26 protein-coding genes are annotated in these 26,127 nt (G+C 32.0%); 6 read left to right on the top strand and 20 right to left on the bottom strand.

Annotated elements, in window-relative coordinates; translation table 11 throughout:
• Positions 1 to 5 precede the first annotated feature (5 nt).
• Entirely contained in the window at positions 6 to 1,697 is a 1,692-nt protein-coding gene (locus MHH94_RS07600) for a lactose/cellobiose PTS transporter subunit IIB (protein WP_208182974.1), read from the top strand.
• 17 nt (positions 1,698 to 1,714) lie between these two features.
• Positions 1,715 to 3,130 carry a 6-phospho-beta-galactosidase gene (gene lacG, locus MHH94_RS07605; RefSeq protein WP_208182972.1) on the top strand — a complete coding sequence of 472 codons (1,416 nt, stop codon included), beginning with the start codon at positions 1,715 to 1,717 and terminating at the stop codon, positions 3,128 to 3,130.
• A 50-nt stretch (positions 3,131 to 3,180) separates the two neighbouring features.
• Here lacG and lacD read toward each other — a convergent pair whose 3' ends face one another.
• From lacD to pepF, 6 genes are all read right to left on the bottom strand, one after another.
• The gene (lacD, locus tag MHH94_RS07610; protein ID WP_106417349.1) at positions 3,181 to 4,119 is read right to left on the bottom strand and encodes a tagatose-bisphosphate aldolase; all 939 of its coding nucleotides are present in this window, start codon (positions 4,117 to 4,119) and stop codon (positions 3,181 to 3,183) included.
• Positions 4,120 to 5,070, bottom strand: a complete 951-nt coding sequence (locus tag MHH94_RS07615) for a 1-phosphofructokinase family hexose kinase (RefSeq protein ID WP_106417350.1) — start codon at positions 5,068 to 5,070, stop codon at positions 4,120 to 4,122.
• Positions 5,067 to 5,594, bottom strand: a complete 528-nt coding sequence (gene lacB, locus MHH94_RS07620; RefSeq protein ID WP_058591294.1) for a galactose-6-phosphate isomerase subunit LacB — start codon at positions 5,592 to 5,594, stop codon at positions 5,067 to 5,069. The genes MHH94_RS07615 and lacB overlap by 4 nt, the downstream gene beginning before the upstream one ends.
• 12 nt (positions 5,595 to 5,606) lie before the next feature.
• On the bottom strand, positions 5,607 to 6,038 hold the full coding sequence (locus tag MHH94_RS07625; RefSeq protein WP_106417351.1) for an RpiB/LacA/LacB family sugar-phosphate isomerase: 432 nt from the start codon (positions 6,036 to 6,038) through the stop codon (positions 5,607 to 5,609).
• Positions 6,039 to 6,179: 141 nt separating this feature from the next.
• Positions 6,180 to 6,926, bottom strand: a complete 747-nt coding sequence (locus MHH94_RS07630) for a DeoR/GlpR family DNA-binding transcription regulator (protein ID WP_181294736.1) — start codon at positions 6,924 to 6,926, stop codon at positions 6,180 to 6,182.
• Between the two features lie 206 nt (positions 6,927 to 7,132).
• Positions 7,133 to 8,929 (bottom strand): oligoendopeptidase F, encoded by a 1,797-nt coding sequence (pepF, locus tag MHH94_RS07635; RefSeq protein ID WP_106417352.1) that lies wholly within the window; start codon positions 8,927 to 8,929, stop codon positions 7,133 to 7,135.
• Positions 8,930 to 9,201: 272 nt separating this feature from the next.
• Here pepF and MHH94_RS07640 point away from each other — a divergent pair, with 272 nt between their 5' ends.
• Complete coding sequence (locus MHH94_RS07640) at positions 9,202 to 9,543, top strand: hypothetical protein (protein WP_025906054.1); 342 nt, start codon at positions 9,202 to 9,204, stop codon at positions 9,541 to 9,543.
• A 496-nt stretch (positions 9,544 to 10,039) separates the two neighbouring features.
• Here the strand turns inward: MHH94_RS07640 and MHH94_RS07645 are convergent, their stop codons facing one another.
• Positions 10,040 to 10,618, bottom strand: coding sequence for a GNAT family N-acetyltransferase (locus MHH94_RS07645; protein ID WP_058591297.1), 579 nt, complete (start codon positions 10,616 to 10,618; stop codon positions 10,040 to 10,042).
• A gap of 137 nt (positions 10,619 to 10,755) precedes the next feature.
• Here MHH94_RS07645 and MHH94_RS07650 point away from each other — a divergent pair, with 137 nt between their 5' ends.
• Positions 10,756 to 11,505, top strand: coding sequence for a MerR family transcriptional regulator (locus tag MHH94_RS07650; RefSeq protein WP_058591298.1), 750 nt, complete (start codon positions 10,756 to 10,758; stop codon positions 11,503 to 11,505).
• A 97-nt stretch (positions 11,506 to 11,602) separates the two neighbouring features.
• On the top strand, positions 11,603 to 12,127 hold the full coding sequence (locus tag MHH94_RS07655; RefSeq protein WP_106417353.1) for a histidine phosphatase family protein: 525 nt from the start codon (positions 11,603 to 11,605) through the stop codon (positions 12,125 to 12,127).
• Positions 12,128 to 12,280: 153 nt separating this feature from the next.
• On the opposite strand, the gene MHH94_RS07660 is transcribed toward MHH94_RS07655, so the two are convergent.
• The 11 genes from MHH94_RS07660 to MHH94_RS07710 all read right to left on the bottom strand — a co-directional run bounded on the left by MHH94_RS07660 (position 12,281) and on the right by MHH94_RS07710 (position 23,575).
• The gene (locus tag MHH94_RS07660) at positions 12,281 to 13,540 is read right to left on the bottom strand and encodes an aminoacyltransferase (protein WP_084754649.1); all 1,260 of its coding nucleotides are present in this window, start codon (positions 13,538 to 13,540) and stop codon (positions 12,281 to 12,283) included.
• 32 nt (positions 13,541 to 13,572) lie between these two features.
• Complete coding sequence (locus MHH94_RS07665; RefSeq protein WP_106417674.1) at positions 13,573 to 14,826, bottom strand: aminoacyltransferase; 1,254 nt, start codon at positions 14,824 to 14,826, stop codon at positions 13,573 to 13,575.
• A gap of 145 nt (positions 14,827 to 14,971) precedes the next feature.
• Positions 14,972 to 15,631, bottom strand: a complete 660-nt coding sequence (locus MHH94_RS07670) for a type 1 glutamine amidotransferase domain-containing protein (protein WP_037587994.1) — start codon at positions 15,629 to 15,631, stop codon at positions 14,972 to 14,974.
• An 80-nt stretch (positions 15,632 to 15,711) separates the two neighbouring features.
• On the bottom strand, positions 15,712 to 16,443 hold the full coding sequence (gene trpA / locus MHH94_RS07675) for a tryptophan synthase subunit alpha (RefSeq protein ID WP_106417675.1): 732 nt from the start codon (positions 16,441 to 16,443) through the stop codon (positions 15,712 to 15,714).
• Positions 16,436 to 17,653 (bottom strand): tryptophan synthase subunit beta, encoded by a 1,218-nt coding sequence (trpB, locus tag MHH94_RS07680; RefSeq protein ID WP_106417680.1) that lies wholly within the window; start codon positions 17,651 to 17,653, stop codon positions 16,436 to 16,438. Before trpB ends, trpA begins: the two co-directional genes overlap by 8 nt.
• 5 nt (positions 17,654 to 17,658) lie before the next feature.
• Complete coding sequence (locus MHH94_RS07685) at positions 17,659 to 18,276, bottom strand: phosphoribosylanthranilate isomerase (RefSeq protein WP_106417676.1); 618 nt, start codon at positions 18,274 to 18,276, stop codon at positions 17,659 to 17,661.
• On the bottom strand, positions 18,266 to 19,060 hold the full coding sequence (gene trpC, locus MHH94_RS07690) for an indole-3-glycerol phosphate synthase TrpC (protein ID WP_058591304.1): 795 nt from the start codon (positions 19,058 to 19,060) through the stop codon (positions 18,266 to 18,268). Before trpC ends, MHH94_RS07685 begins: the two co-directional genes overlap by 11 nt.
• Positions 19,044 to 20,060, bottom strand: a complete 1,017-nt coding sequence (gene trpD, locus MHH94_RS07695) for an anthranilate phosphoribosyltransferase (RefSeq protein ID WP_106417677.1) — start codon at positions 20,058 to 20,060, stop codon at positions 19,044 to 19,046. The genes trpC and trpD overlap by 17 nt, the downstream gene beginning before the upstream one ends.
• The gene (locus MHH94_RS07700; protein ID WP_075577936.1) at positions 20,026 to 20,622 is read right to left on the bottom strand and encodes an anthranilate synthase component II; all 597 of its coding nucleotides are present in this window, start codon (positions 20,620 to 20,622) and stop codon (positions 20,026 to 20,028) included. The genes trpD and MHH94_RS07700 overlap by 35 nt, the downstream gene beginning before the upstream one ends.
• On the bottom strand, positions 20,619 to 22,022 hold the full coding sequence (locus tag MHH94_RS07705; RefSeq protein WP_048543079.1) for an anthranilate synthase component I: 1,404 nt from the start codon (positions 22,020 to 22,022) through the stop codon (positions 20,619 to 20,621). The genes MHH94_RS07700 and MHH94_RS07705 overlap by 4 nt, the downstream gene beginning before the upstream one ends.
• Positions 22,023 to 22,528: 506 nt before the next feature.
• Positions 22,529 to 23,575 carry a M42 family metallopeptidase gene (locus MHH94_RS07710; RefSeq protein WP_106417678.1) on the bottom strand — a complete coding sequence of 349 codons (1,047 nt, stop codon included), beginning with the start codon at positions 23,573 to 23,575 and terminating at the stop codon, positions 22,529 to 22,531.
• A 113-nt stretch (positions 23,576 to 23,688) separates the two neighbouring features.
• Here MHH94_RS07710 and MHH94_RS07715 point away from each other — a divergent pair, with 113 nt between their 5' ends.
• The gene (locus MHH94_RS07715) at positions 23,689 to 24,780 is read left to right on the top strand and encodes a prephenate dehydrogenase (RefSeq protein WP_058591309.1); all 1,092 of its coding nucleotides are present in this window, start codon (positions 23,689 to 23,691) and stop codon (positions 24,778 to 24,780) included.
• 346 nt (positions 24,781 to 25,126) lie between these two features.
• On the opposite strand, the gene MHH94_RS07720 is transcribed toward MHH94_RS07715, so the two are convergent.
• A complete protein-coding gene (locus MHH94_RS07720; protein ID WP_084754655.1) occupies positions 25,127 to 25,852 on the bottom strand; it encodes a DUF3169 family protein in 726 nt (241 codons plus the stop codon).
• Positions 25,849 to 26,052 (bottom strand): helix-turn-helix transcriptional regulator, encoded by a 204-nt coding sequence (locus MHH94_RS07725; RefSeq protein ID WP_025905978.1) that lies wholly within the window; start codon positions 26,050 to 26,052, stop codon positions 25,849 to 25,851. The genes MHH94_RS07720 and MHH94_RS07725 overlap by 4 nt, the downstream gene beginning before the upstream one ends.
• Positions 26,053 to 26,127 lie beyond the last annotated feature (75 nt).

Raw genomic sequence — 26,127 nt, forward strand, 5'->3', positions numbered from 1 at the left:
TACTTGTGAATAAGATAATTAAATTTATTGAAAAGATGAAACCATTTTTTGAGAAAGTGGCTTCTAATCCATACTTAACGGCAATTAGAGATGGCTTCGTTGCATTAATGCCAGTTATTTTATTTTCATCATTATTTATTTTAGTTGCTTACGTACCGAACGTTTGGGGATTCCATTGGCCAAAAAATATCGAAACAACCATTATGAAAGTGTATCAATTCACGATGGGTATGTTAGCACTTTATATGGCAGGAACCGTTACGAAATCATTAACTGACAATAAAAACTTAAAATTACCTAAAACGAACCAAATCAATGTCATTTCAACATTCGTAGCTGCTGAATCTTCATTACTAATTGTAGCGATGAACCCCGTTAAAGACGGTATAAGTATTGACATGCTTGGTACTAAAGGACTTATCGCGTCATTTATTGTAGCATTTGTAATACCAAATATTTACAAATTCTTTATTGGTAGAAATATCACAATCAAGATGCCTCCTCAAGTACCCGGTAATATCGCACAAGCGTTTAAAGATATGATCCCGTTTGCCGCTTCTGTCGGTTTATTCTGGATTATTGATATCGCGATCCGTCAAATTGCGAATGGTAACTTAGCAGAATTGGCGACAATTATACTGTCACCATTATTTACTGCTGCGAATGGTTACTTAGGATTTGCGATTATCTTCGGATTTATTGCTTTCTTCTGGTTTATTGGTGTACATGGACCATCTGTAGTAGGTCCAGCTGTTATTGCAATTATGTATAACAACCAAGTTGAAAACTTAAGATTATTTAGAGAAGGTCAACATGCACATATTGCATTAACACAAAGTACGCAAGACTTTGTAGCACTTATTGGAGGTACAGGTGCCACATTCTTAGTTCCATATATATTCATATTCTTGTGTAAGTCTAAAGAACTTAAAGCTGTTGGTAAAGCGTCATTTATTCCTACAACATTTGCTGTAAATGAACCTTTACTATTTGGTGCACCAATAATTTTAAACCCAGTATTCATGATACCTTTTATTGTTACACCAATTCTAAACTCATGGGTATTGAAATTCTTTGTAGAGAATTTAGGTATGAATGGTTTCATGCATTTCTTACCATGGCCGACACCAGGACCTATAGGTATTTACATGGCATCTAACTTCGCGCCATTATCATTATTATTAATTGCCGTTATTATGATACTCGACTTTGTGATTTGGATGCCATTTATTAAAGCGTACGATCGCATAAAAGTGAGTGAAGAACGCGGTACGATTGAATGTCAAAATATTGTACAGCCTCAATCAAATGCAGAGTCAAACGAAAATAGTCAGTTAGAAACAACTGATACTATAGTTCAATATGACATTAAAGATCACGTCAATGTATTAGTCGTATGTGCTGGTGGTGGTACAAGTGGTATACTCGCTAATTCGTTAAATAAAGCTGCTAAAGAACAAAACATTCATTTAAATGCTACTGCGAGGGCATATGGTCAAGATATGGATTTAATTAAAGATATGAACATTGTTATATTAGCCCCTCAAATGAATTCAATGAAAAATGAAATGAAGAAATATACTGACCAACATAATGCTCTTCTTATGACAACAACAGGTAAAGAATATATTGTTCTTACAAGGGATGGAGAAGCAGCAATAGAGAAGATATACAAACTACTATCAGAAGAAAAATAAAACAAAGGAGTATAAGCATGTTAGAATTACCAAAAACTTTTGTACTAGGCGCTGCAACAGCAGCATACCAAGTCGAAGGGTCAAGCAAAGTAGATGGAAAGGGACGTGTGCTTTGGGATGAATTTTTAGAGAGACAAGGACGATTTAGCCCAGATCCAGCAAGTGATTTTTATAATCGATATGAAGAAGATATTAAATTAGCTTCAGAACATGGTATTAAAGCGTTAAGAATTTCTATTGCTTGGTCTCGCATATTTCCAAAAGGGTATGGGGATGTTAATCAAAAAGGGGTAGAATATTATAAAAATGTATTTGCGACGTGTCGTAAATATAATATCGAACCATATGTGACTTTACATCATTTTGATACGCCTGAAGAACTATTCAAAAAAGGGGATTGGTTATGTAAGGAAAACATCACGCATTTTGTGAACTATGCAGCATTTTGCTTTGAGACATTTAAAGAGGATGTTCAATATTGGATGACAATTAATGAACCTATCGCATATACTTTAGGTCAATATGTAATAGGCGCGTTTCCACCTGGTGAACAATATCAAGTCGTCAAGTGTCTCCAAGCTCAACATAATCTTATTGTTGCGCATAGTAAAGTAGTTAAACTATATAAAGAGAAAGGTTATAACGGAGAAATCGGTATTATACATGCTTTAACTCAAATATATCCAATTAATCAACAACCTGAAAATGTAAAAGCTGCTAAAATACAGGATACATTTATAAATGGACTTTTATTAGATGGTACATTTTTAGGAGAATATTCTAGTGAGAAAATGGAGGTCATTCATCATCTACTCAATATATATGATGGTTCATTAGATCTGACGGAAGAGGAAATGACAATCATTAAAGAAGCTAGTCAATTACAAGATTTCTTAGGTATCAATTATTATCAAAGTAATTGGGTTAAATCAAATGAAGCGGATAGCTTAATACATCATAATGGTACTGGGGATAAAGGTAGTTCGATTTTTAGACTTAAACAAATAGCTGAAATTGTTAAAAACCATGACGTTCCAACGACTGACTGGGATTGGTATATATATCCTAAAGGTTTATATGATATGATTATGCGCATTAAAGAAGACTATCCAAATTATAAAAAGCTTCTGATCACTGAGAATGGACTAGGGTATAAAGATCAATTTATAGATGAACAAACCATCATCGATGATCAACCACGTATAGACTATATAGCTGCTCATATAGAAAGCATTAGTGATGCGATTAAAGATGGTGTAAATGTAGCAGGTTATTTTGTTTGGTCATTGCAAGATATGTTTAGTTGGTCTAATGGTTATAATAAGCGATATGGATTATTCTATATAGACTTTGAAACACAGAAAAGATATATCAAGAAAAGTGCATTATGGTATAAAGCACTATCTGAGTCAATAGAGAAAGAAACAGAATAAAAAATTATATTAAACCCCGCTTCTAGATTAAATAGAAGCGGGGTTTTTAATTAACTTATAGCTGTTGCATATTGTTCAATCATTTTATTTAAATTTTGTATATTGGTTATACCTTCATTATTTAACCAAGCTTTGCATCCTTGTTCACCATCTTTAACATATACTCGAGTAGCGCCTGCCCATGTTGCTCTTCCACATAACACACCGTTAAATTTAGATTCTGATTCATAAGCAAATTTTAACGTTTCTTGGAATAAAGTAGGTGATACGCCTGCACTTAAAAAGATAAATGGTAAATGTGTTGCGTCTGATTGTTCTTTAAAATACTGTTGAGCTTGTGCTTTAGTATATACTGGATAATCTCCAAATCCTTCTACAAAATTCATATTAATTGGCACTTCCACTTTTAATACATCTACTTTAAAACGGTCTTCTGAGAATAATTTCATTGCATCAATAACTTTATGAGGTTTAACTTTTGCGTATGCTTCGCTTAAATTATCATCATTTGTTGCGTCATATGACACGATTTCTAAGAAAAATGGAATATCCAATGCGACACACTCAGCACCGACTCTTTCTACAAAGGCTTCTTTTTGTGCGTTGATTTCTTGTGATTCATCAATATCAAAATAAACGAGTAATTTAATGGCATCTGCACCTTGTTCTTTCAGTGCATGTGCAGACCATGTATTTAATAAATCAGGTAATCGACCAGGTGTCGCTTTATCATAGCCAGTCTTTTCATAAGCTAAGATTAAACCGCAATTAGGATGTCTTTCTTTTGAAGCGGGTAATCCATACTCAGGATCTAATAATATACTTGAAGAATATGCCGTTAATGTCTTAGATATTTGTACTTTAAAATCTTCTATCATTTCTGATTCTACATTTTCACCAAGCATTTTCTTTAATGCACCGCGTTGATCAATGGCAAGTGCAGCAATTTGGCCTAAATCGTTTGTGAGTTTTGATAAATTTTTAACCATTTAAAAACACTCCAATTGTTCAATTTTTATTTTTGCTAAATAATACTCAAAATTCTCTTTCGTTAAGAATCCAGTTTTCTGTTCTAAAGCATTAGCAATTCCAGCAGCCATTGCTGATTTAACAGCATAGTGAACATCTTGTTTATGTATGAGTCCATAACTAAATCCTGCTATAGAACTATCACCAGAACCAACTGCATTAACAGCTTTAATTTTAGGAATATTTACTTTATAAATTTGATGCTGATATTTATATAGTGCACCATTAGAACCAAGTGAAATCATGACACATGAAATTTGGCTTAAAAGAGGGGATTTCAATGCGTTTATAATCTCTTGATGATTATCTTGATCTTTCACATTAAAAAGCTGAGCCAATTCTTCGATATTAGGTTTAATTAAATAAGGTAAGCTTTGACCTTCATGATTTAATAAATCTTTTAAAGTATGACCATTAACGTCCAACAATACTTTCTTACCATGACTAACAGCGATATCGATAAGCGTCTGGTAAGCTTCAACGTTCATGCCTGGTAAAGCACTACCTGATATCGCAATCATGTCATGCGCTTGAATGAGTTCAGTCACATGTTGAATCAATAACTGAATATCTTCTTGCGTAATTGAATCTCCCGGTTCTAGTAATTCTGTTTGATGCGCTCCATTTAAAATCGCTATACATTGTCTCGATTCAATATTTGTTTCATAAAAATCATGTTTAATATGATCTTGATCTAAATCACGTTTAATAAATTCACCAGTAGTACCGCCGATAATGCCAGTTGCTAAATGATCAATGCCTAAAATGTTTGCCACTCTCGTAACATTCAATCCTTTGCCACCAGCCGTTTTAATAACAGTTTTAACGCGATTCGTACGGTTCAATTCAAAATGGTCTATCTGATAGGCGATATCCACTGAAGTATTTAATGTAATTGTTAATAATTTCAATGTTTCACCTCATCCACATATTCTCCTTTATTCCATTTATCAATATATTTGTTAAACTGATTCGCATCATATTGAACTTGGTCGTTTGTTAATAATTGATTCATACGTTCTATTAATTGATCTGATTCCGTTGTTTGGATATACTCTGCATTTATAAAGGTCTCAACGATATCTTTGATTAAATCAATGCCTGAAATCGTTCCACCGACACCGATAATATTGCAATTATATTTTTCTTTCGCTAAACGAGCGCTTGTAATGTCACGTACGAGCGCAACTCTCGCATTAGGTACTTTATTTGCTGAAACACTAATACCTACACCTGTACCACAAAGTACAACACCTAAGTCAGCTTTTCCTTCTGTCACAGCTTTTGCGACATTTACACCATAAATAGGGTAGTGTGTTCTTTGATGATCATAAGTTCCAACATCTATCACTTCATGACCAATACTTTTAATAAAATCTGATACTTTGATTTTTTCATCCGTAACGATATGATCGCATCCAATAGCTATCTTCATTTAACTTCCTCCTTAACACAAACTATTTAACATATCTATTCTGATTTGATGGCGGCCAGCATCATAAGATGATTCACCAAATGCTTTAGCACAATTAACCGCTAGAGTAGGGCCAACAATATCAGAAGCAAGGATCATAATTTTTGTATTGTTGTGACGTGCTGTCATACAAGCAGAACGATCATCTGAAACTGAAGCAGCAATTACATTTTTATGTTTGTTCGCGATAATGAAAGGTGCAATACCATAATCATCGATGATTAAAGCCTTAGCATCTTCATTATTTTTAATTGCTTCTATAGTATTTACAGTTACAGCAAACACATCGTCTTCAAGTGTTTCATCATACAAATCAATCCATTCAATGTTAGAATGAGATAGTTCCTGAATAATCTTGTCTTTTAAAGGGCTGGATTTACGAATACAATTAATAAAAACTTTCATATACATCCTCCTGTGTTTGTAATTGTTAGTTTTTGTTAATTATAATATAAAATCAAACATACTTTCTGTCAACAAAAAAAGCAATATAAAATAGCGTTATGCTATTCTATATTGCTTTTCTTTTTAATATTCATTTTATAACTACTTAATCTTGTTTGGATATGTGTTTAATATTTTTTCACTTACATCATCATCTGATATAACAGCATCGACATCGTTAATATTATAGAAGTTATATAATGCTTGAACACCAAATTTTGTGCTGTCTGCTGTGATATATTTAAGCTTTGCATTTTCTAAAATGATATGAATGCCTTTGCCTTCTTCTTCATTAGCAGTTGTTAATTTCTGACCATATATACCGTTAACACCGACAAATGCTTTTGCTACATGAAAGTCTTCCATCATTTTGTTCGCAAAGTGTCCGATAAATGTACCCGTTTTGGATCTAAATCGACCACCTACGAGTAATACATCAATGTTTGATAAATCTTTATATTGTAAGAATATATCAAGCGAATTCGTAAATATGCTTAAGTTCTTGTCTTTTATAAAATCAAATATAAGTTCATTTGTAGAACCTGAACCGATAAAAATAATATCTTCATTATGAATGAGTTCGCCACACTTTTGAGCGATTTTCATTTTATTAGAAACATTGATGGTTTGCTTTTCTTTATGTGACTTTTCATTATATAAGTTATCTTCAATTAATTTAGCGCCACCATGAATTCTATTTAACAAACCATTGTTTTCTAGTTCTTGTAAATCTCTTCTTATTGTCATTTCAGCAACGTTCATCTTCTCTGAAAGGGAAGATACTTTCACAGACATATTATTTTTAAGTTCATCCATTATAAAACGGTGCCTATCAACTTTTAATTTCACTTGTGATCCTCCTATATATTAACTTTTTAATAAGTTCGAATTTGTTTGATTATATTGTAACACAAATAATATTAAAATTAGAATAATATATAATACGGTTATTTAATAAGGAATGTTTATATTAGACATGAATAGCTTATGACATAAAAATGTAGAGACTGACACCATAAGATGTCCTAGTCTCTACATTAATCTTAGATAAGATATTATTCAATTTCGTTTGTGAGTGATTCTAGCTCATCAATTAAGCGACCGATATACGCGATTGTTTCTTTAAGTGGTTTATCTGTTGTAATATCGATACTTGCCATTTGAGCAAGTTCAACAGGAGATATAGAGCCACCAGCTTTTAAAACGTTTAACCAATCTTCAACAGCAGGTTGTCCTTCTTTTTCAATTCTTTGACTCATAGCAGTTCCTATCGTTAAACCTGCTGAATACGTATAAGGATATAAGCCCATATAATAATGCGGTTGGCGCATCCATGTTAATTCTGCACCTTCTGTTATTTCTACTTCGTCTCCCCAGAAATCAGAAATAACTTGTTTCTTAATACTATTTAAAAGTGGGGCAGTGAGTGCCTCACCTTTATCAACGTGTCTATAAACTTCTCTTTGATATTTAGCTTCTAACAAATGTGTAACCATATTATGATAGTACGTTCTTGAAATAATTGAGCTAATAACCCAACGTTTAAATTTCGGATCATCTGATTTCTTCAATAAACTATTAGCCATTAACATTTCATTCATTGTTGATGGTGCTTCTACAAAATACATAGAACAATCAGCTTGATATACATTTTGATGTGCATTTGCTAAATTAAAGTGTCCTGCATGACCAAGTTCATGTGCTAATACAAATACTTCAGTCATCTTACTTGTCCATGAAATAAATATGAATGGGTTAACACCGTATGGGCTTGCGCAATAAGCACCTGTTTGTTTCCCTTTGTTTTGAGGGAAGTCAATCCAACGTTTATCATAACTATCATTAACCATTTGCATATAATCTTCACCAAGCACACTCAATGCTTCTTTAATATATTCTTTAGAACCTTCAATTGATACATCTGGTTCATAAGTAGGGTCTAATGATATACGTAAATCTTCAAATTTCAATTTATCTAGGTTATTTGTACGTTTAAGTAATTGCGCATATCTTCTCATATGTGGTGCTAATTCTTCTGAAATAACATCAATTTGACGATCGTACATTTCTCTCGTTACATCTTGTGATTCTAATAAGAAATCAATAACAGAATCATAACCACGTAATTCAGATTCAATTTTTTCTTTTTGAACATGAGCGTTGTATGTTGCTGCAGTCGTATTTTCATATCGGCGTAGCGACTCACTAAATTTCTTGAATGCATTACGTCTAACTTCTGTATTAGACTCAACTTCGTAATCACCTTCAAATGATACATAATCTAAAGGTATTTCTTCTCCATTCGCTTCAAAAGTACCAAACTCAATATCTAACATCTTCGTAATACCATATAATTCATATGGCGCACCAAAAGTAGGTGAGAAGGTTGCTAACGTTTTTTCTACTTCAGGATGTAATGTATGTTCTTTTTGACGTTTTAACAACGTTAAATATTTAGGATACTCAGACTGCTTAATTAAAGCATTGAATGCTTCATCATCTAATTGCAAAATTTCTGACTCTACAAATGATAATAAACCAGCTACTTTTCCATATGTAGTAGAAAATTGTGCAGCTACTTTTTGACTTTGTTCATCTGTCGTATCAGTCGAATAAAGTAATTCTGCATATGTACTTAAGTGAATAATACTTACGATAAGATCAGCTTGTTCACGTAAAGCAGATTCAATCGTTGATATTTCATTTAACTGATTCACATATTTGCTATTAAATGCTGTAACGTTCTCAACTAATTCATTTAATGCACTAAAAAATGCATCATTGTCTTGATACAAACTTGAAAGATCCCATGTTTCTTGAACAGGAACTTCACTTCTTAATAATTGTCCCATCAAATCACCCTTTTTTAAAATTTACTTATTTATGTACTTATGTACATATTATACATGTAAACATCTTCTACGTCATATGATACAACGTACCATTCGAACAATTCATCTTGCTCATCATGGTCATAATTGTGCGCTTATGTCCGTAAAATTTAAACAAAATTGCAAATGTACAATTAAATTTATATGAATAAATCAAATTTCTATCTATAATGTAATTAAACATAAATAAAAGGGGTATAGACCAGTACAACTAGATAAAGGAGGCGTGCATCTTGAACATTTTTGATTTTCCAAACTACTTATGGATTTCATTTGTCGTCGTTATTGTTTTTTCTGTATTATCATCATTAATACTAAAAAAACACGTCATCAGTGCAATTTTGACATTTGTCGTATTAGGTATGATCGCATTTATATTACCTAATTTTTATGATATTACATACGAACCATTATTAGGCTATGCCGCATTTATGGCAATCGTAAGTTTATTTGTATGCTTATTAACATGGTACTTAATGAGAAAGAATCAAAAAAGATTAGCTGAAAAACATAGTCAAGATGAAACAATAGAAGATGGACGTCAATTTAATGAATTAAAAAGACGTAATAAATAGGGAGCGGGACAGAAATCTAATTTAGATAAAAAGATTTCGTAGTCCCGCCCCGGCAAGGATGACTAGAATTAAAAAAAGCTTGGTACAAGCGCATTTTCAATTCAGACACCTACTGCCAAGATACTAGAAGAGTCTGAGACATTACATTATGTCCCAGACTTTTTTGATTGATTGGTCGGGCGTTGTCAACACTTCTGGCTAAACTTGTTTATAACAGGGCTCTTGTGAACACTTCTCGCCAATCTTGTTCGTAACGGGGGCGTTATTTACAAAACTTGGCTGAACTGTTACTAAGGATACCCATAGTTACAAAAGTCGGTCGAAGTGTTACTATGGACCGCTATAATTACAAAACTCAGCTGAAGTGTTACTAAGGATAGCCATAGTTACAAAACTTGGACGAACTGTTACTAACACACTCGTTATTTGCATTTCTTATCAAAACTGCTAATAACGACTGAGATATTTCTATATATCCCAGTCGCTTTTTCTTTCTTTATTTAAAATATACAGGTGTCGTGATTGCATAGAGTGCTTCGTTAATAATATTTTGTTGGTCTGCGCTTAAATCTGAGTTCTTTAATGTTCCTTCTCGTTCATACCCACATCTTTCAATGGTGTTAATGCTTCTTATATTTTTAACATCTATGTATGCTTCTATTCTTACAAATCCATGGTTTTCTATAACATGTTGTGTAATATATTGAATAGCTTCTGTTATATAACCTTTGCCTAGACCTGAATTGACTGCCCAATAGCCAATTTCACATGATGGTAATCTTAAATCGATATCTTGAAGGACAACTGATCCTACAAATTGCATCGTATCTTTTTCAAAGATAAAATATCTAAAATATTCTTTGTTATACTGTGGGTCAGTTGATTTATTAAGAAAATCAGTCACTTTATATTCATCGAATTGATAATTGAAGAATGCTACCCAATCTTTCAATGTATTAACTGAGTTAAGCATTTCGTCCTTTATTGTCTCTTTATATGAAAAAACTTGTTCTCCAGCTAGTAGTATTAAACGAGATGTTTCTAATTTTGATTCAAGTTGTATCTCTTTATTCATTATAAAACTCCTGACTTACGTGATATTCTATATGTATTATAACATGTACGAAATTGACTTTATTTATTTTTTTGATTATATTGTTGACTCTAACGTAACGTAAGACTTTATAGTAGGGTTATGAGGAGGTTAAGTAAATGGAAATGACTGTTAAAGAAATTGCTCAATTAGTCGGTATAAGTGTGCGCACGCTTCACCATTATGATGAAATTAATTTACTAAATCCGTCTAATGTATCATCATCTGGTTATCGATTGTATTCAGACGAGAATGTAGACAGATTACAGCAAATTTTATTTTTTAAAGAGCTTGATTTTCCTCTCAAAAAGATAAAAGAAATTCTTGATGATCCTTCGTTTGATAAAGAAGAAGCATTAAATATGCATAAAAAGATGCTCATCAATAAAAGAACAAGAATTGATCAAATGATTCAAACGATAGATCAAACGACTAAACATATGAAAGGAGAAATTAACATGACGAATGAAGATAAATTTATAGGATTTGAGTTTAATCAGAATGAATATGAAGCTGAGGCACGTGAAAAGTGGGGGAATAAAACTGTAGATAAAGCGAACAATCGTATTAATAGTTGGTCTAAAGAAGAAAAAGCTTCAAAAGAAGAAGAAATGAATGATATTTTTAGAGCATTTGCAGCAAACAGAAATGAATCTCCAGACTCAGAAATTGCTCAATCAATTGTACAAAGATGGTACACATATTTAAATTCTAATATTGATTGCGAGTATAGTTTAGAAGCATTTGGTAGTATCGGTGATATGTATGTAAGTGATGAAAGATTTACTAAAAATATCAATAAATTTGGTGACGGTACCGCACAATTTGCTAGTAAAGCAATTGCAAGTTATGTCAAAATGAATCAATAGCATGAACTACTATAAATCGAATTTATTTCGATTTATAGTAGTTTTTATTTATAATGATGTATGATATGCTTTCCTAAAATCTATTTGGAGTGATTTAATGATTTATGTATTAAGACATTGCAAAGCTACTGGACAAGACTTTAATGCAGCTTTAACGACAGATGGCATTAAGTCAGCAAAACAATTAGTAACTGTACTAGCTAATCTCAATATTGACCATATATATGTCAGTGAAACGAATCGTACATATGAATCAATCAAACCATATTTAACGAAATACCAAACACCATTAACTTATGATAGCCGTTTAAATGAGCGCATATTAAGTGACTTACCAATAGATAATTGGCTAACTGAGCTTAAAATGACTTTCAGTGACTTTAATTATCGGATACATAATGGCGAAACAAGTTTAGAAGCTCAACAGCGAATTTTAGAAGTATTTAAGTCGATACCAGTAAATGAACATGCATTAATCGTTACACATGGAAACATCATGTCATTATTACTAAATCATTTTGATAAACAATTTGACTTTGATGAATGGAAAGCTTTAAAGAATCCAGATCTATATGCAATTGATAAATCGTCACAAATAAAACATGTAACAATAAATAGTTAGATATATATGTAGAATAGGCGTCCCCTAAGACAATGCACTTAACTTCCTATAATATATATTATGTAAACTAATTAATCGAATAAATATGATATATGCCACTAACCCTATATTTAACACAAAAAAAGCTGAAATTCATTTTTCAGCTTTTTTTGATTACTTTTTAATTTTAGATCGTACTTTTTGAATTACATTGTGTAAGAAATATTTTTTCTTATTGATTGGTTTATAGAAATCTCCGATTAATTCTTCGATTTGAACGTTAAATCCTCGTTTAAATCGATATACACCGTAATCTTCGCTATCTTCAGTGAAATCTCCTGATAATCCGTAAAAATTGTATCTATCGAATCCATTTTCGAAACAATAGTTAATCATATGCCAGTGCATCATATATGGACCCATAAAGTGATTGTATTTTTCACTTGAGCCACCTGAGAAATAATTGATTTCATATGCATTTTCAAAAAATACACCTGATGCTAAGTTTAAGATTTCGCCGTCTGTTTTAATAAGTTCGCTAGTTTCTAATAATTCTTTCTGTGCATGGTCGATTAAACGATCAGTTTCAGCAATTTTCTTTAATTGCTTTTCAGATTTGTTTTCTTTTGCCATCATTTGGTCACGTTTTGTTTCTAAGTCATTTAGATTCTCTTGTGTTGATTGAATATATTCATTTAAATCGATATATGCTAATGGTACTAATGATTTAGAACCATATGTATCAATAAAGTTTAAGAAATATTCATCTGTCTTAGAAATAAAGCCAGCTCTTTCTTCTGTTTCTCTATATAATTTAAAGAATATATCTAATTCATCGCGTTCTAAGAAACGTACTTTAACACCGTAATTATGTGCTTTATTGACGTTACGTTTTCTTTGGCTGTCGAATCCTTTTTTAACTTCTGCTAATGTTTTATCTTTTAAGTTCAAGACACCCATCCATCTTACTTGGCTTGATGGATCATATTTAGTCGTAAAGCCGTGATGGTCATAGCCTAGTGATTTAATTAAATCAACGATTTGGTCATTAGCGCCATCTTCTTTAATTTGTTTAATATCTTTATCATATATATTGTAAATCCAGTATGGGTCGACTTTAACATATAGACATTGATGTTGTTTTAAGTACTTTTCAAGTGCTTTGAAGTAATATGTCACTAAATCTAGATTGCTATAATCCATTACCGGACCACGATTTGAATAATACACATAACTACCTAATGTTGGTATTTTTGAGAATAGACTTGCTGCAACTACTTGGTTATTCTCATCTTTAACACCTAATAATACAACTTGAAAACCATCATTTTCCCTCGTCTTGATGTTTTCTTTTACTTGAAAGTAGTGACTTTCGTATCGACTATCAGATACGAACTCATCATATTCAGTAACCGTTAATTCTGTAAATTTCATATTATCTAAATTCCTCTCTTACTGAAAATCATTTATTTTTTTAATACTTTTTTTAGTGTTGTATATGCTTTGTACGCTGGTTTATTAATTGGTTTAACGAAATCACCAATATATTCATAAACATCTGCATTGTAACCTTTTTTAAATTTAATAACGCCAACATCAGGTGCATCTTCTGAGAAGTCCCCGCTGATACCATAGAAGTTATAACGGTCAATATTGTGATCTAATGCGTATTTTATCATTTCCCACTGAATTGCATAACTACCTGCAAAGTGACGATATTCATTCGATGAACCACCTGCATAATATACAACTTCAAATGGATTAATAATAAAGAAACCAGCTGCTATTGGTAATGTATCACCATGTTCTTGTTGTAGTTGACGTGCTTCTTCTAATTTAGCTTCATTTGCTTCTCTTTGTTGTTTTAAGTTGTCTATTTTATTAATCGTTTTTTGATTATCTGGTTTCTTTTCTAAATCTTTTTCAGCTTTTGCAATATCTTTGTTGTATTGTTCATGTTCTTTTTCTAATTGTGGAATGTAAGTTTCAAAGTCTATATATGCTAAAGGAATCTTTATATTTTCAAAGTATTTTAATCTATTGTAATAGAAGTCATCGCCACGATCGTTGAAATCTTTCTTCTCTGTAGTATCTTCCATAAATTGACGGAATATCGGCATTTCATCTTTAGATAGAAAACGAACTTTAACACCATTTTTTTGAACTTTTTTAGTATTTCTTTTTCTTAAACTGTCCATGTTCTTGATGAGCGTCTTTTCGTCCATACCTTCTAAATCAAGTACAGAATGCCATCTAATTTGATGTATTGGGTGGAAACCAGTTGTGAAGCCTTGATGTTCATAGCCTAATGATTCAAATTGTTTAATTAAGCCATCACGGTTGAATGATTTTTTAATATTGCCATCATGATCTCTTAGTTGATATGGCAAGTAAGGATCGATTCTAAAGAATAATCCTTTATAACTTTTTAAATAGCTCACGATTTCTTTAAAGAAAAAGTCAACAAGTTCTTTGTTGTCATAATCCATTACTGGTCCTCTATTTGAGTAAAAGTAATTAAATTTCTTCATAACTGGTACACTTGTTAACAGACACGCAGCTAATACTTCACCTTGATTATCTTTGACCCCTACTAAATGTGTTGAAGTACCTTCAGATGTTTTTAATTCATAATTACCTACTGCTTGTGTAAAATGCGCGTACGGCATTTTATTTGTAAAAGCTTCAAATTCACCAGTTGTTAAATTTGTAAATTTCATTTATACAATACTCCCAATCTCATTTTTATGTATTTGTTACAATTATACAATATTTTGTCTTTATTCTAAAATAATACTCATTACTATACCATTATTTCATAAATAAAAACCTACCATATGGCAGGTTTTTATTTATATTGCTTAACTATTTTAATACATTCACAAATTTTTCGGCAACCTCTTCACTCGAATTTGGATTTTGTCCTGTGACAAATTTACCGTCTGCAACTGTATGCGATTCAAAATCAGCACCTTTAACGAATCGAGCACCTTGCTTTTCAAGTTGTGTTTGTAGTAAAAATGGTACATCATTTTCTAAATTCATTGCTTTTTCTTCACTATCTGTAAAAGCAGTTAATTTAACACCATCCACTAAATAGTTCCCATTAGGAAGCTTAGCGCCTACAAATGCACTTGGACCATGGCATACTGCACCAATCACCTTATCGTTATTTCTATAATATGCTAGCATATCTTCCAAGTCTTCATTATTTGGGAAGTCAAATACTGTTCCATGACCACCAGGTAAGAATATGCCATCATAACTCTCAAACACGATGTCTCTAATACTATATGTTTGTTGTAACTTTTCTAATACGTCATGATATTCTTTAGCTTCGTCATTTTGAGTTGAATTTGGATCTATCGGAACACTGCCACCTTTTACAGATGCAATATCCACTTCTAATCCATTTTTAATAAATACTTTATAAGGAATTGCTGCTTCTTCTAGCCATAATCCAGTTGGTTTACCATCTTTAAATTGAGATGCATTTGTAACAACTATGAGAACTTTTTTGCTCATTAGAAACACTCCTTTTCATTTGTTAATGTCGATTATACATGAAGTGTGTTTCTTTTTCTTCTATTAAGGGTTATGCATTTTTAATCTTCATCTAATGCTTTTCTAATACTTTGCAAATATGCTTGAGTTTGTTCTATTGAATCATTTTTTAATCTTTTAACAATTTCGCTACCAATTACAATGCCGTCACTAAATGCCTTTATTTCTTTAGCATGTTCTTCAGTTCTAATACCAAATCCACAAACAACAGGTACACTAGCGTGTTGTTGTATAAATTTAATTTTATCTTTTAAAGATTCATGGAAGCCTCTGCCATCACCAGTCGTCGCATTCATTGTCACTGTGTAAATAAAGCCTTCCGCAAGTTCGGCTATTTGTTTAATTCTTTCATCACTAGAAGTCATCGCAATTAAAGAAATTAATTTAATGTTTTTAGGTTGTAAATACTTTTTAAATCTTTGTCCAAGTTCAAATGGTAAATCTGGAATGATTAAACCGTAAACATTCGCTTCAGCAATTCGTTCTATAAAAGCGTCAACACCATAAGCATCAATTAAATTATAATAAGTCATAAATAAATATGGCGTATTGATTTCATCTTTATGTTCGATCAGTTGATCAATGATTTTATTAACAGACATACCTTGTTTAATCGCTTCTTGTCCAGCCGCCATAATCGTTGGGCCATCAGCTACAGGATCCGAGAAAGGTAAACCAATTTCTATATAATCTGCACCATTTTCGTCCATAAGCTTGACTGAATCTATAAAATCTTTGTTTCCCATGACATATGGTATAAATAATTTACGCATGATGATCCCCCTTCTCTTGCATATACTTTCTAATCGTTTCCATATCTTTATCTCCTCTACCAGAAACTGTCACAACAATAATTTCATCTTTATCCATTGTTGGTGCTAGTTTCTCAACGTAACTCAACGCGTGTGCACTTTCTATAGCTGGAATAATACCTTCTAATTGTGTAAATTTAATAAGCGCATCCATCGCTTCAGTATCACTTGCATTCGGATATTGAACACGACCAATATTGTTATAATAACTATGTTCCGGACCTACACCTGGATAATCTAATCCCGCTGAAATAGAGTGCGCAAGTTCGACTTGTCCATTTTCATCTTGAATTAAATACATTCTAGAACCATGTAATACACCTGGTTTCCCTTTTTCAATAGCTAAAGCATGTTTAGTAGTATCTATACCTTCACCAGCAGCTTCAACGCCGAATAATTTAACAGATTCATCATTTACAAACGGATAAAATGTACCAATTGCATTTGAACCGCCACCAATACATGCAACAACTGCATCTGGTAATCGAGATTCTTTCTCTAATATTTGTTTCTTAATTTCTTTACCAATCACACTTTGTAAATCTCTTACGATAGTTGGGAATGGATGAGGACCTAACGCCGATCCAAGTAAATAATGTGTATCTTCAACATGTGAAACCCAATATTGTAAAGCTTTATTTACTGCATCTGATAACGTACCTTGTCCGTCTGTTACAGGTACAACTTTAGCACCTAATAATTCCATTCTGAAAACATTTAATGCTTGTCTTTCAATATCTTCTTCACCCATAAATACAATAAGTTCCATATCAAACAACGCTGCAATTGTTGCACTCGCTACACCATGTTGACCAGCACCAGTTTCAGCAACGAGCTTTCTTTTACCCATTTTCTTTGCAATAAGCGCTTGTCCTAATGCGTTATTGATTTTGTGAGCGCCAGTATGATTTAAATCTTCTCTTTTTAAGTATATTTTTGCGCCGCCAAGTGCTTCTGTATAGCGCTCAGCATATGTTAAAGGGGTTTCTCTACCTACATAATCCTTTAAATAATCATTTAATGTTTCATGAAATTCCGGATCATTTTTTAATTGTTGATACGTATCGTTTAATTCTTGTATAGCTGGTATTAATGTTTCTGGTACATATTGTCCACCAAATTCTCCGAAAAATCCTAAATCATCTGCTTCTAATTGTATATTTTTATTCAATTCAATCATCCCTTTACATATGTTAGTAATGCTTTAATTTTCTCTTTATCTTTTTGACCATTCGTTTCAATTCCACTTGATATGTCATAACCATTATGGTTAAAGTTTAATGATTCAATTTGTTTAATTTTATCTATATTAATACCACCAGCAATTAAATACGGAATATTGTTTAATGCATTTAATATAGACCAGTCATAAGATACTCCTGTACCACCATAATCTTTTGAAGGCGTATCAATTAAAAATAAATCTACTTCATTTTTAAAAGCTTCTATTTTAGTAAGTAATTGATCATTAGCGGGTAAAGCTTTATAAATCTTAATATGCGGATACTTTTCTTTAACCTCTTGTATAAATGATACAGATTCATCACCATGAAATTGAAGTGTATTAATAGAAGTTTCTCGAATAAGTTCATCAATTTCTACCATCGTTAAATTCACAACGACAGCTACGATATCAATCGTTTGGGGAATGTCTTTACTTAATGACTTTATTACTTCAACAGATACATATCGTTTACTTTTTGGATACGTGATAAATCCAATTGCATCGACATGATTTAAGACAGCTGTTTCTATAGTAACTTTATCTTGAAAGCCACAACATTTAATAAACATGTTGCTCACCTTGTTTTTCTAGTCGTAAACTTGGTAGAAATTCATCTAAGTGTGGATGTTTCATTAGCGACTCCCCAATTAATGCGCCATCAATACCACTGCTGATAATACTTTTTACATCATCTAAAGTACGAATACCACTTTCAGAAATGTATGTTACACCTGGTTTAATTTGCGTTAAGATCTCATTCGTATGTTTAACGTCTGTGACAAATCTTTTTAAGTCACGATTATTAACGCCAATTAATTGTGCACCAATTTCATGTGCAATATTGAGTTCTTCTTTATCATGCACTTCGACAAGTACTTCTAAACCTTTTTCTGTTGCATATGCGTATAAAGTTTCGAGTTCTTCTTTTGATAAAATATTCACGATTAATAATACAATAGAGGCACCAACATGATGTGCTAAATCAATTTGTCTTTTATCAATGATAAAATCTTTACATAAAACAGGTAATGTCGTCTTAGTTGTTAAATTTTGTAATCTCTCATAACTACCATCGAAATATTTTTCATCCGTTAATATAGATATAGCAGAAGCACCGTATTGTTCATATAATTTTATTTGAGTAGCCATATCTCGTTTCGGAATATCTGATACTGTAGGACTTTTTGCTTTTAATTCAGCAATGATATTCAACTTATTATCATGCTGTGTACGACTTAAGAAAGATGTTTTGTGTTGTACATCCACTTTCTCCAATGTGTTTAATTTTTGTTCATAATATTGATTATTTAGTAATGTTTTTTTATATTCTACAATCTCATCCAATATTGTCATAAACTTTTCCTCCTACAGCTTCTAATATATTTAATGCATGTTTATCATCTATTAAAGAATCTACTATCGTAATACCTTCTTTTATAGAGTCTACTTTTTGACCGGCATATAACGCTAAAGCAGCATTTAATACAACGACATCTCTTTTAGGACCATGATCTTGTCCTGTTAATATGTCTAAAGTAATGACTTTGTTTTCTTCAGGTGTTCCACCTTTTAATGATTCGTTAGGTGCTGATTGTAATCCGTATTCTTCAGCATTTACAGTATAATGTTTAATGCCTTCATCTTGAGATACTTCATATATAATGTTGTCACCAGATAAAGTTGCTTCGTCCATGCCACCTGCACCATGCACGATAATGGCACGTTTTCTTCCTAATTTATAAATTGCTTCAGCAATAATTTTAAGTTTCGTTTCATCATAAACGCCCATCACTTGATAATCTAAATGATACGGATGAATCATTGGTCCAAGTAAATTAAATGTTGTTGGTGTTGGTATTGATTTACGAACAGGTTGAACAGTCTTCATAATCGGATACGTTTCAGTTGCACTTAAAAATGCTAAATTTGTTTCGTTTACTTTTTCTGTCGCATCTTTAATAGGTGTTGTTTGAATATTTAAAGCAGATAAGATATCAATGCTACCTGTTTTAGATGTAATACTTTTATTACCATGTTTCAAAACTTTCAAGCCAGCTGCCGCAACAACAAATGAAGCGGTTGTTGAAATATTAAAGCTGCCAGAATGGTCTCCACCCGTGCCACAAACACAAATACTATCTTCTAAATAAGGTCTTTCTTTATATGTTGTTTCGATTAAACTTTGACTTAAGTTCGATAATTCATCTGATGTTTCACCTTTCATACTTAATGCTACTAAATGTGCAACCTTCAATGATACATCTGCTTGTTCATCCATCATTAAATCTACAAATGATTTCATTTCTTGTTGCGATAAATCATGATACTGAATGAGTTGTTTTAACGTGTTCATAATTTGCACCTTCCCTTGTTATATCGATAAAAGCTTTTATAATTTCATTTCCATGATCTGAAGCAAATGATTCAGGATGAAATTGTATTCCGAAATGTGGTTCTAATTTATGTTCAAATGATTGTATGGAATCTCTCGTTCTTCCTGTAATTTTCAAAGTGCTCGGAAATGTTTTTTCATCACTAATTAATGAGTGATATCTCATAATATTAAAATGCTGTTCGCATTCTTGATACAATTTAGAAGTTTCAATAATATCAATTTGATCAACTTTACCGTGCTTAACTTCTTTCCCAACGACAACTTCTCCACCGTAATAAGTCGTTAATGCTTGAGCGCCTAAACAAATACCTAATATCGGTTTATCTTTATATGCTTCTATTAAATTTTTTAAGTCTTCTGTATCATCAGGATGACCAGGTCCTGGAGATATAACCAATCCATCAATATTTAAATTGAACGGTGCCTCATCCGGATGATAGATTAAGACGTCATCATGTTGCTTAATTAAATCTACTAAGTTATATGTGAATGAATCGTAATTATCAATTACTAATATCATGGTGTAACCTCCAATAAACTTTTTGCTTTGATCATCGTTTCTTTTAATTCTTTTTGTGGGTTTGAATCATATACAACACCACAGCCAGCTTCTACATTTACATATTCGTTATCAACAACCATCGTTCTAATTGTTAAAGCAAAATCTAAATCATGGTTGCAATTAATATAGCCAACACCACCAGCATAAATACCGCGTTTTCTTTTTCTGCTTTCATAAATTCTTGTGATTGCTCTCGTCTTAGGTGCACCAGATACTGTTCCTGCTGGTAATAAAGCTGTAATCATTTGAAGCGGTGTAATTTCTGGTCTAATTTTACCTTCGACGATTGAGACGATATGCATAACATGTTCAAATCTTTCAACAGTCATTAACTTAGGCATATATACTGAACCTGTTTGAGCAATCATATTTAAATCATTTCTTCCAAGATCGACAAGCATACGGTGTTCAGCTAATTCTTTTTCATCTGTAATCAGTGCAACTTCATTTTGTTTATCTTCTTCTTCTGTTTGACCCCTCTTATTAGTACCTGCTATTGGGTTTGTTGTAATGATATCACCTTGTTTCTTAATGAAACTTTCTGGTGAAGATCCAATGATGCTTCTTTCTTCATCGTCAATGTAATACATATATGGACTTGGGTTTTGTCTTTTTAAATTTTTATAAATTTGAAGTTTCAAAGTATCTTTATTTTGTTCATTAAAGTAATGTTTATATTTATAAATTCTTGAAGGTACGACTTGGAACATATCACCTTGACTAATAAGCGATTTATAATATTCGACTTCTTTCATAAAATCTTCTTCACTAATATTAGTTTCAAGTTCACCTCTTGATGTATGTTCAATTTTATTTTGAAATAGTGAAATATCTTTTAATGTTTCAACCATTTTATTGAGCTCATGCTCAACTTGTGCTTCCGTATTCTGACTAAATAAGTTAGATGCGATAACAAACAATTCTTCTTTAAAATGATCAAATACGTATACAGATTCAACAAGATTAAATGAAGCGTCTGGAATATCTGATTGCAATTCAATTTGCTTAAGTAATTTATTTTGATATCTAATTAAATCGAAGCTACAATACCCGATCATGCCAGATACAAATGGTAAATGTGTTAAAACTTCTGGAACTTCGTCAACTTTCATATCATTGATGAAATCCTCTAGTGATTCATATGGACGTTCATTTACAAGTTGTTCTTCTTCATTTATAAATATTTGTAAATAATCATCATATAAATTCACTTTTCCAACAGCTTCGAACGCTACAATTGAAAATCTACCTTTCATTTGGTCTGTGCTTGCACTTTCTAAAATCATTTTCTTACGATTTATTTGTCCTAAAGTTTCTGGGGTAATATCAGCATTTAACTTTTTAAATTTAATAATCATCTTAATCCTCCTTAATAAAAAAACCGCGCATAAACATCCTAATCAAACAGGACGCTTATGCGCGGTACCACCTTCATTAATAAGTATAAAACTTATTCACTCATTAAATATTTAATTATGTCTACATGGTCCCCATTTCTAAATTAAACTGTGTTAGTTTACATCAACCACTAACTTTCTATTTGCTACAGGCTTTAATTTATACTTATGACCACTGATTTAGGTATACAAAAAGACACCACAGTATACGCTATCTGTAAGGACGCGTTACCGTGGTGCCACCTTAGTTAACATTGAATTTCATGTTCACTCTAAATTTCATTTAATTGATGATTTGAAAGCCCAATTCTCTCTTTGTGTGTAGTGCTAATTTACATCAACCATTAGCTTTCTATTTGCTACTATCAACACGAGATACTCATCTTTCAAATTCCGAATGATTTCTTCGGATTAATTAAATATCACTATACGAGAATAAATTTTAAATGTCAACCCTTGAATTCTGATTAGTTTTTAATTTCTGATAAACAATAAGCTCTTAATAACTTTTCACTTTCAAGAATAGAATCTTCATGTGTGCGTTCTAAAGCATGCGAAGATTCAATGCCTGCACCGAATAATCCATGTCTAATATCAGCACCAGCATGTAAAGCAGCAGAAGCATCAGAAACATAATAAGGATATATATCTAATTTATATTGAATATCATTTTCTTTGCATAAATTGACTAAATGATTTCTTAATCCTACATGATATGGCCCTGAAGCATCTTTCACACAAATAGATACTGTGTATTCATCAGAAGCTTGTCCATCTCCTAATGCACCCATATCAAAAGCGATAAATTCTACAACTTTATCTGAAATACTTGAATTTGCACCATAACCAATTTCCTCATTGTTCGAAATATAAAATTGTGTCGTATGTGGTAGTTCAACATTTTCTTCTTTAAGATATTTCAAAAATTGTAAAATCATCGCAACACTTGCTTTATCATCAAGGTGACGAGATTTAACAAATCCTGATTCTGTATGTACAAATCTTGGGTCGAAACTCACTGCATCTCCAATTTCAATGCCTAGTGCTCTTGTATCATCTGGATTAAATGTTTTTTCATCTAATCTTACTTCCATATGTTCGGCATTTCTTGGAATTTCAGTATTATTTTTATATACATGGACACTTGTTTCATGTAAACAAATGGTACCTGTTATTTCTTTTCCACTTTGCGTAGTGATAGTACAATATTCCCCTTCAATCGCATTCCAACTAAATCCCCCAATTAAATCTAGTTGTAATCTGCCATCTTCTTTAATATCTTTAACAATTGCACCTAATGTATCTACGTGTGCTGTAATCAGACGTTGTGCATCATCATTTTTTCCTGGTACGTTGATAAATAATCCGCCTTTGTGTGTTACACTCGTATCATAATTTAAAGACTCAGCAACTTTTCTACAATATTCAACTGCTGGATCAGCAAATCCAGACGGACTATTAATGTAAACAAGTTCTTTAATTGTATCGATCGTTTCTTTTACGTTAATTGTCATCTAACCACTCCTTATACATTTATTATCATTCTATACTTTTAAAAAAATAAATCAATAACACTTGCTTTCTCACACTAACTTACTTTAAACTATTAAAGTATTGGAGGGATTTTATGCAACGCGTATTTATAGTTGGACTAGGATTAATTGGTGGGAGTTTAATACAAAATATTAAATTTTATCATCCCAATTTACATATAACAGGTTACGATTATTTTGAAAAACATTCAGAAATCGCATTATCTATGAAAATTATAGATGAAATTGCAACGGACTTTGATTCTAGTGCTCGTCAAGCAGATTTAATTATATTAGCCACACCCGTACAGCAATCTATTGAGTACGGTAAGCGATTATTAGAAATTGATACTAAACCAGGATTAATCGTTACCGATACAGGTAGTACGAAATTAGGATTAAGTTCACTAGAATCACAATTATTAGAACAAGATATTCATTTAATCGGTGGACATCCAATGGCAGGTAGCCATAAGTCAGGTGTCACGAATTCAAAAAAGCACTTATTCGAGAATGCTTATTATGTATTGATATATGATCAAGCAGACAATGAAGCGGCTTATAGTGAAGTTAAACATTTGTTAGTACCTACTAAAGCAAAATTCATCAAAATGTCAGCAAAAGAACATGACTATGTAACTGGTGTCGTCAGTCATTTTCCACATGTCATCGCATCAAGTTTAATTCATATGAATGAAGAAAACACACAAATATCCGAATATGTCAGAACATTAGCAGCAGGCGGTTTCCGTGACATCACACGTATCGCGAGTAGTAATGCTGATATGTGGCGTGACATCACATTAGAAAATAAAGAACATCTTGTCACACTTATGGAAAATTGGATCGAACAAATGACACATACGAAAGAAATGATAGAAGAAGGAAATCCTGCATTAATTCATGATTTTTATCAATCAGCCAAAACATATAGAGACCAGCTCCCTATTAAAGAACAAGGTGCCTTAACATCAACATTTGATTTATATGTCGATATCCCAGATAAACCAGGTATGATCAGTGAAGTAACAAGAATACTCGGACAAAATCACATCTCTATAACAAATATTCGAATATTAGAAGTTAGAGAAGATATTATGGGTGCATTGAGATTAAGTTTCAAGTCAAGTACAGACAGAGATCGCGCAATAGAAGCCTTACAATCATTTGATACGTATACATTGTAATATCGAATATCGAGATTAGGAACAAAGCCAAGAGAATGAATGTCTCTTGGCTTTGTTTTGATTAGTGGAATAGATTGTGGATGATCTCTTGGCTTAAGTTAGGCGTTAAGCCATGACTTGAGTCATCTCTTGGCTTAAGTTAGACATTAAGCCATTACTTAGGCTATCTCTTGGCTTAAGTTAGACATTAAGCCATGACTTGGGCTATCTCTTGGCTTAAGTTAGGCGTTAAGCCATGACTTGGGTCATCTCATGGCTTAAATAGGTCGTTAAGCCATGACTTGGGTCACTTCAATTGTACATCCTCATTCATTCAAACAAAAAACTGCCCATAAAAGGCAGTTTTTTATATTGTTTCTGATACTTTTTTAGAGTAATACATTGTGTTGACTAAATATAAAATAATCAATAATGACACACTAAAGAATTGATTATTGTTTGATGAGATTGAGAATATTGATGATAATGCTATACATCCGATTATTAATTGTTGGTTCAGTGTATAAGTTTTTTGTAGTGCAATTAATGTAATATATTGTTCTCCACTATCCATCATATCTATTATTTTTTCATTTAATTTTTTATCTCCTGCTTTAGGATAGTTTCGCTCTGGGTATAATTTTCTCAATTTAGATAAATGCATATATGATATTGGTGCTGTTGCTATTAATGAAATCATCGCAATTAATAAAGACAGCATACTTGGTTCTTTTGTTAAGTTAATGACGATATTTAGTATTGTTAAAGCTATTGTCATAATGATACCAAGCAATATGGGTGGATAAATTAATGTTTTTTCTAACTGTATTTCTATTTCATCTTCATTTTCAGGATTTGTTTCAAATTTTCTATATTTTTCAGCTTTTTTATAAACGCTCAATAAAATGATAACTAATATAACTAATACAATTGCTAGAATAATGGCTGTAATATCAGTTTGCACTGTCGTAAGTTCAATTTCTAAAAAGTCATGTCCTTTTTTAAAAATACTTGTAAGTAAGCCACCTACTAAACCACCGATCAGCATATATAATATTAAGTTACCAATTAACATAATTTTATTCTTTTTCATAATTCATCCTCCTCGAATATGAAAACATCTTCAACATTTTCTTTGAGTATTCTTGCTATTCTAACAGCAGTCAATACTGATGGCATAAAGTTATTCCGCTCTATCAAAGAAACTGTTTGTCTTGAAATTCCTGCTCTTTTAGCCAATTCAGTTTGATTAAATCCTTCCCGAGCTCTTAACTCTTTTACCCTATTTCTCATTTGACCACCACCTACATTTATCAATATACACGACTTTAGTCATATTGACAAATATAGTTGTCATTTTGTTATATA

Origin of the sequence: Mammaliicoccus sp. FSL K6-3158, assembly GCF_038005105.1 — a bacterium.
In the GTDB taxonomy this organism is placed as follows: Bacteria; Bacillota; Bacilli; order Staphylococcales; family Staphylococcaceae; genus Mammaliicoccus; species Mammaliicoccus sciuri.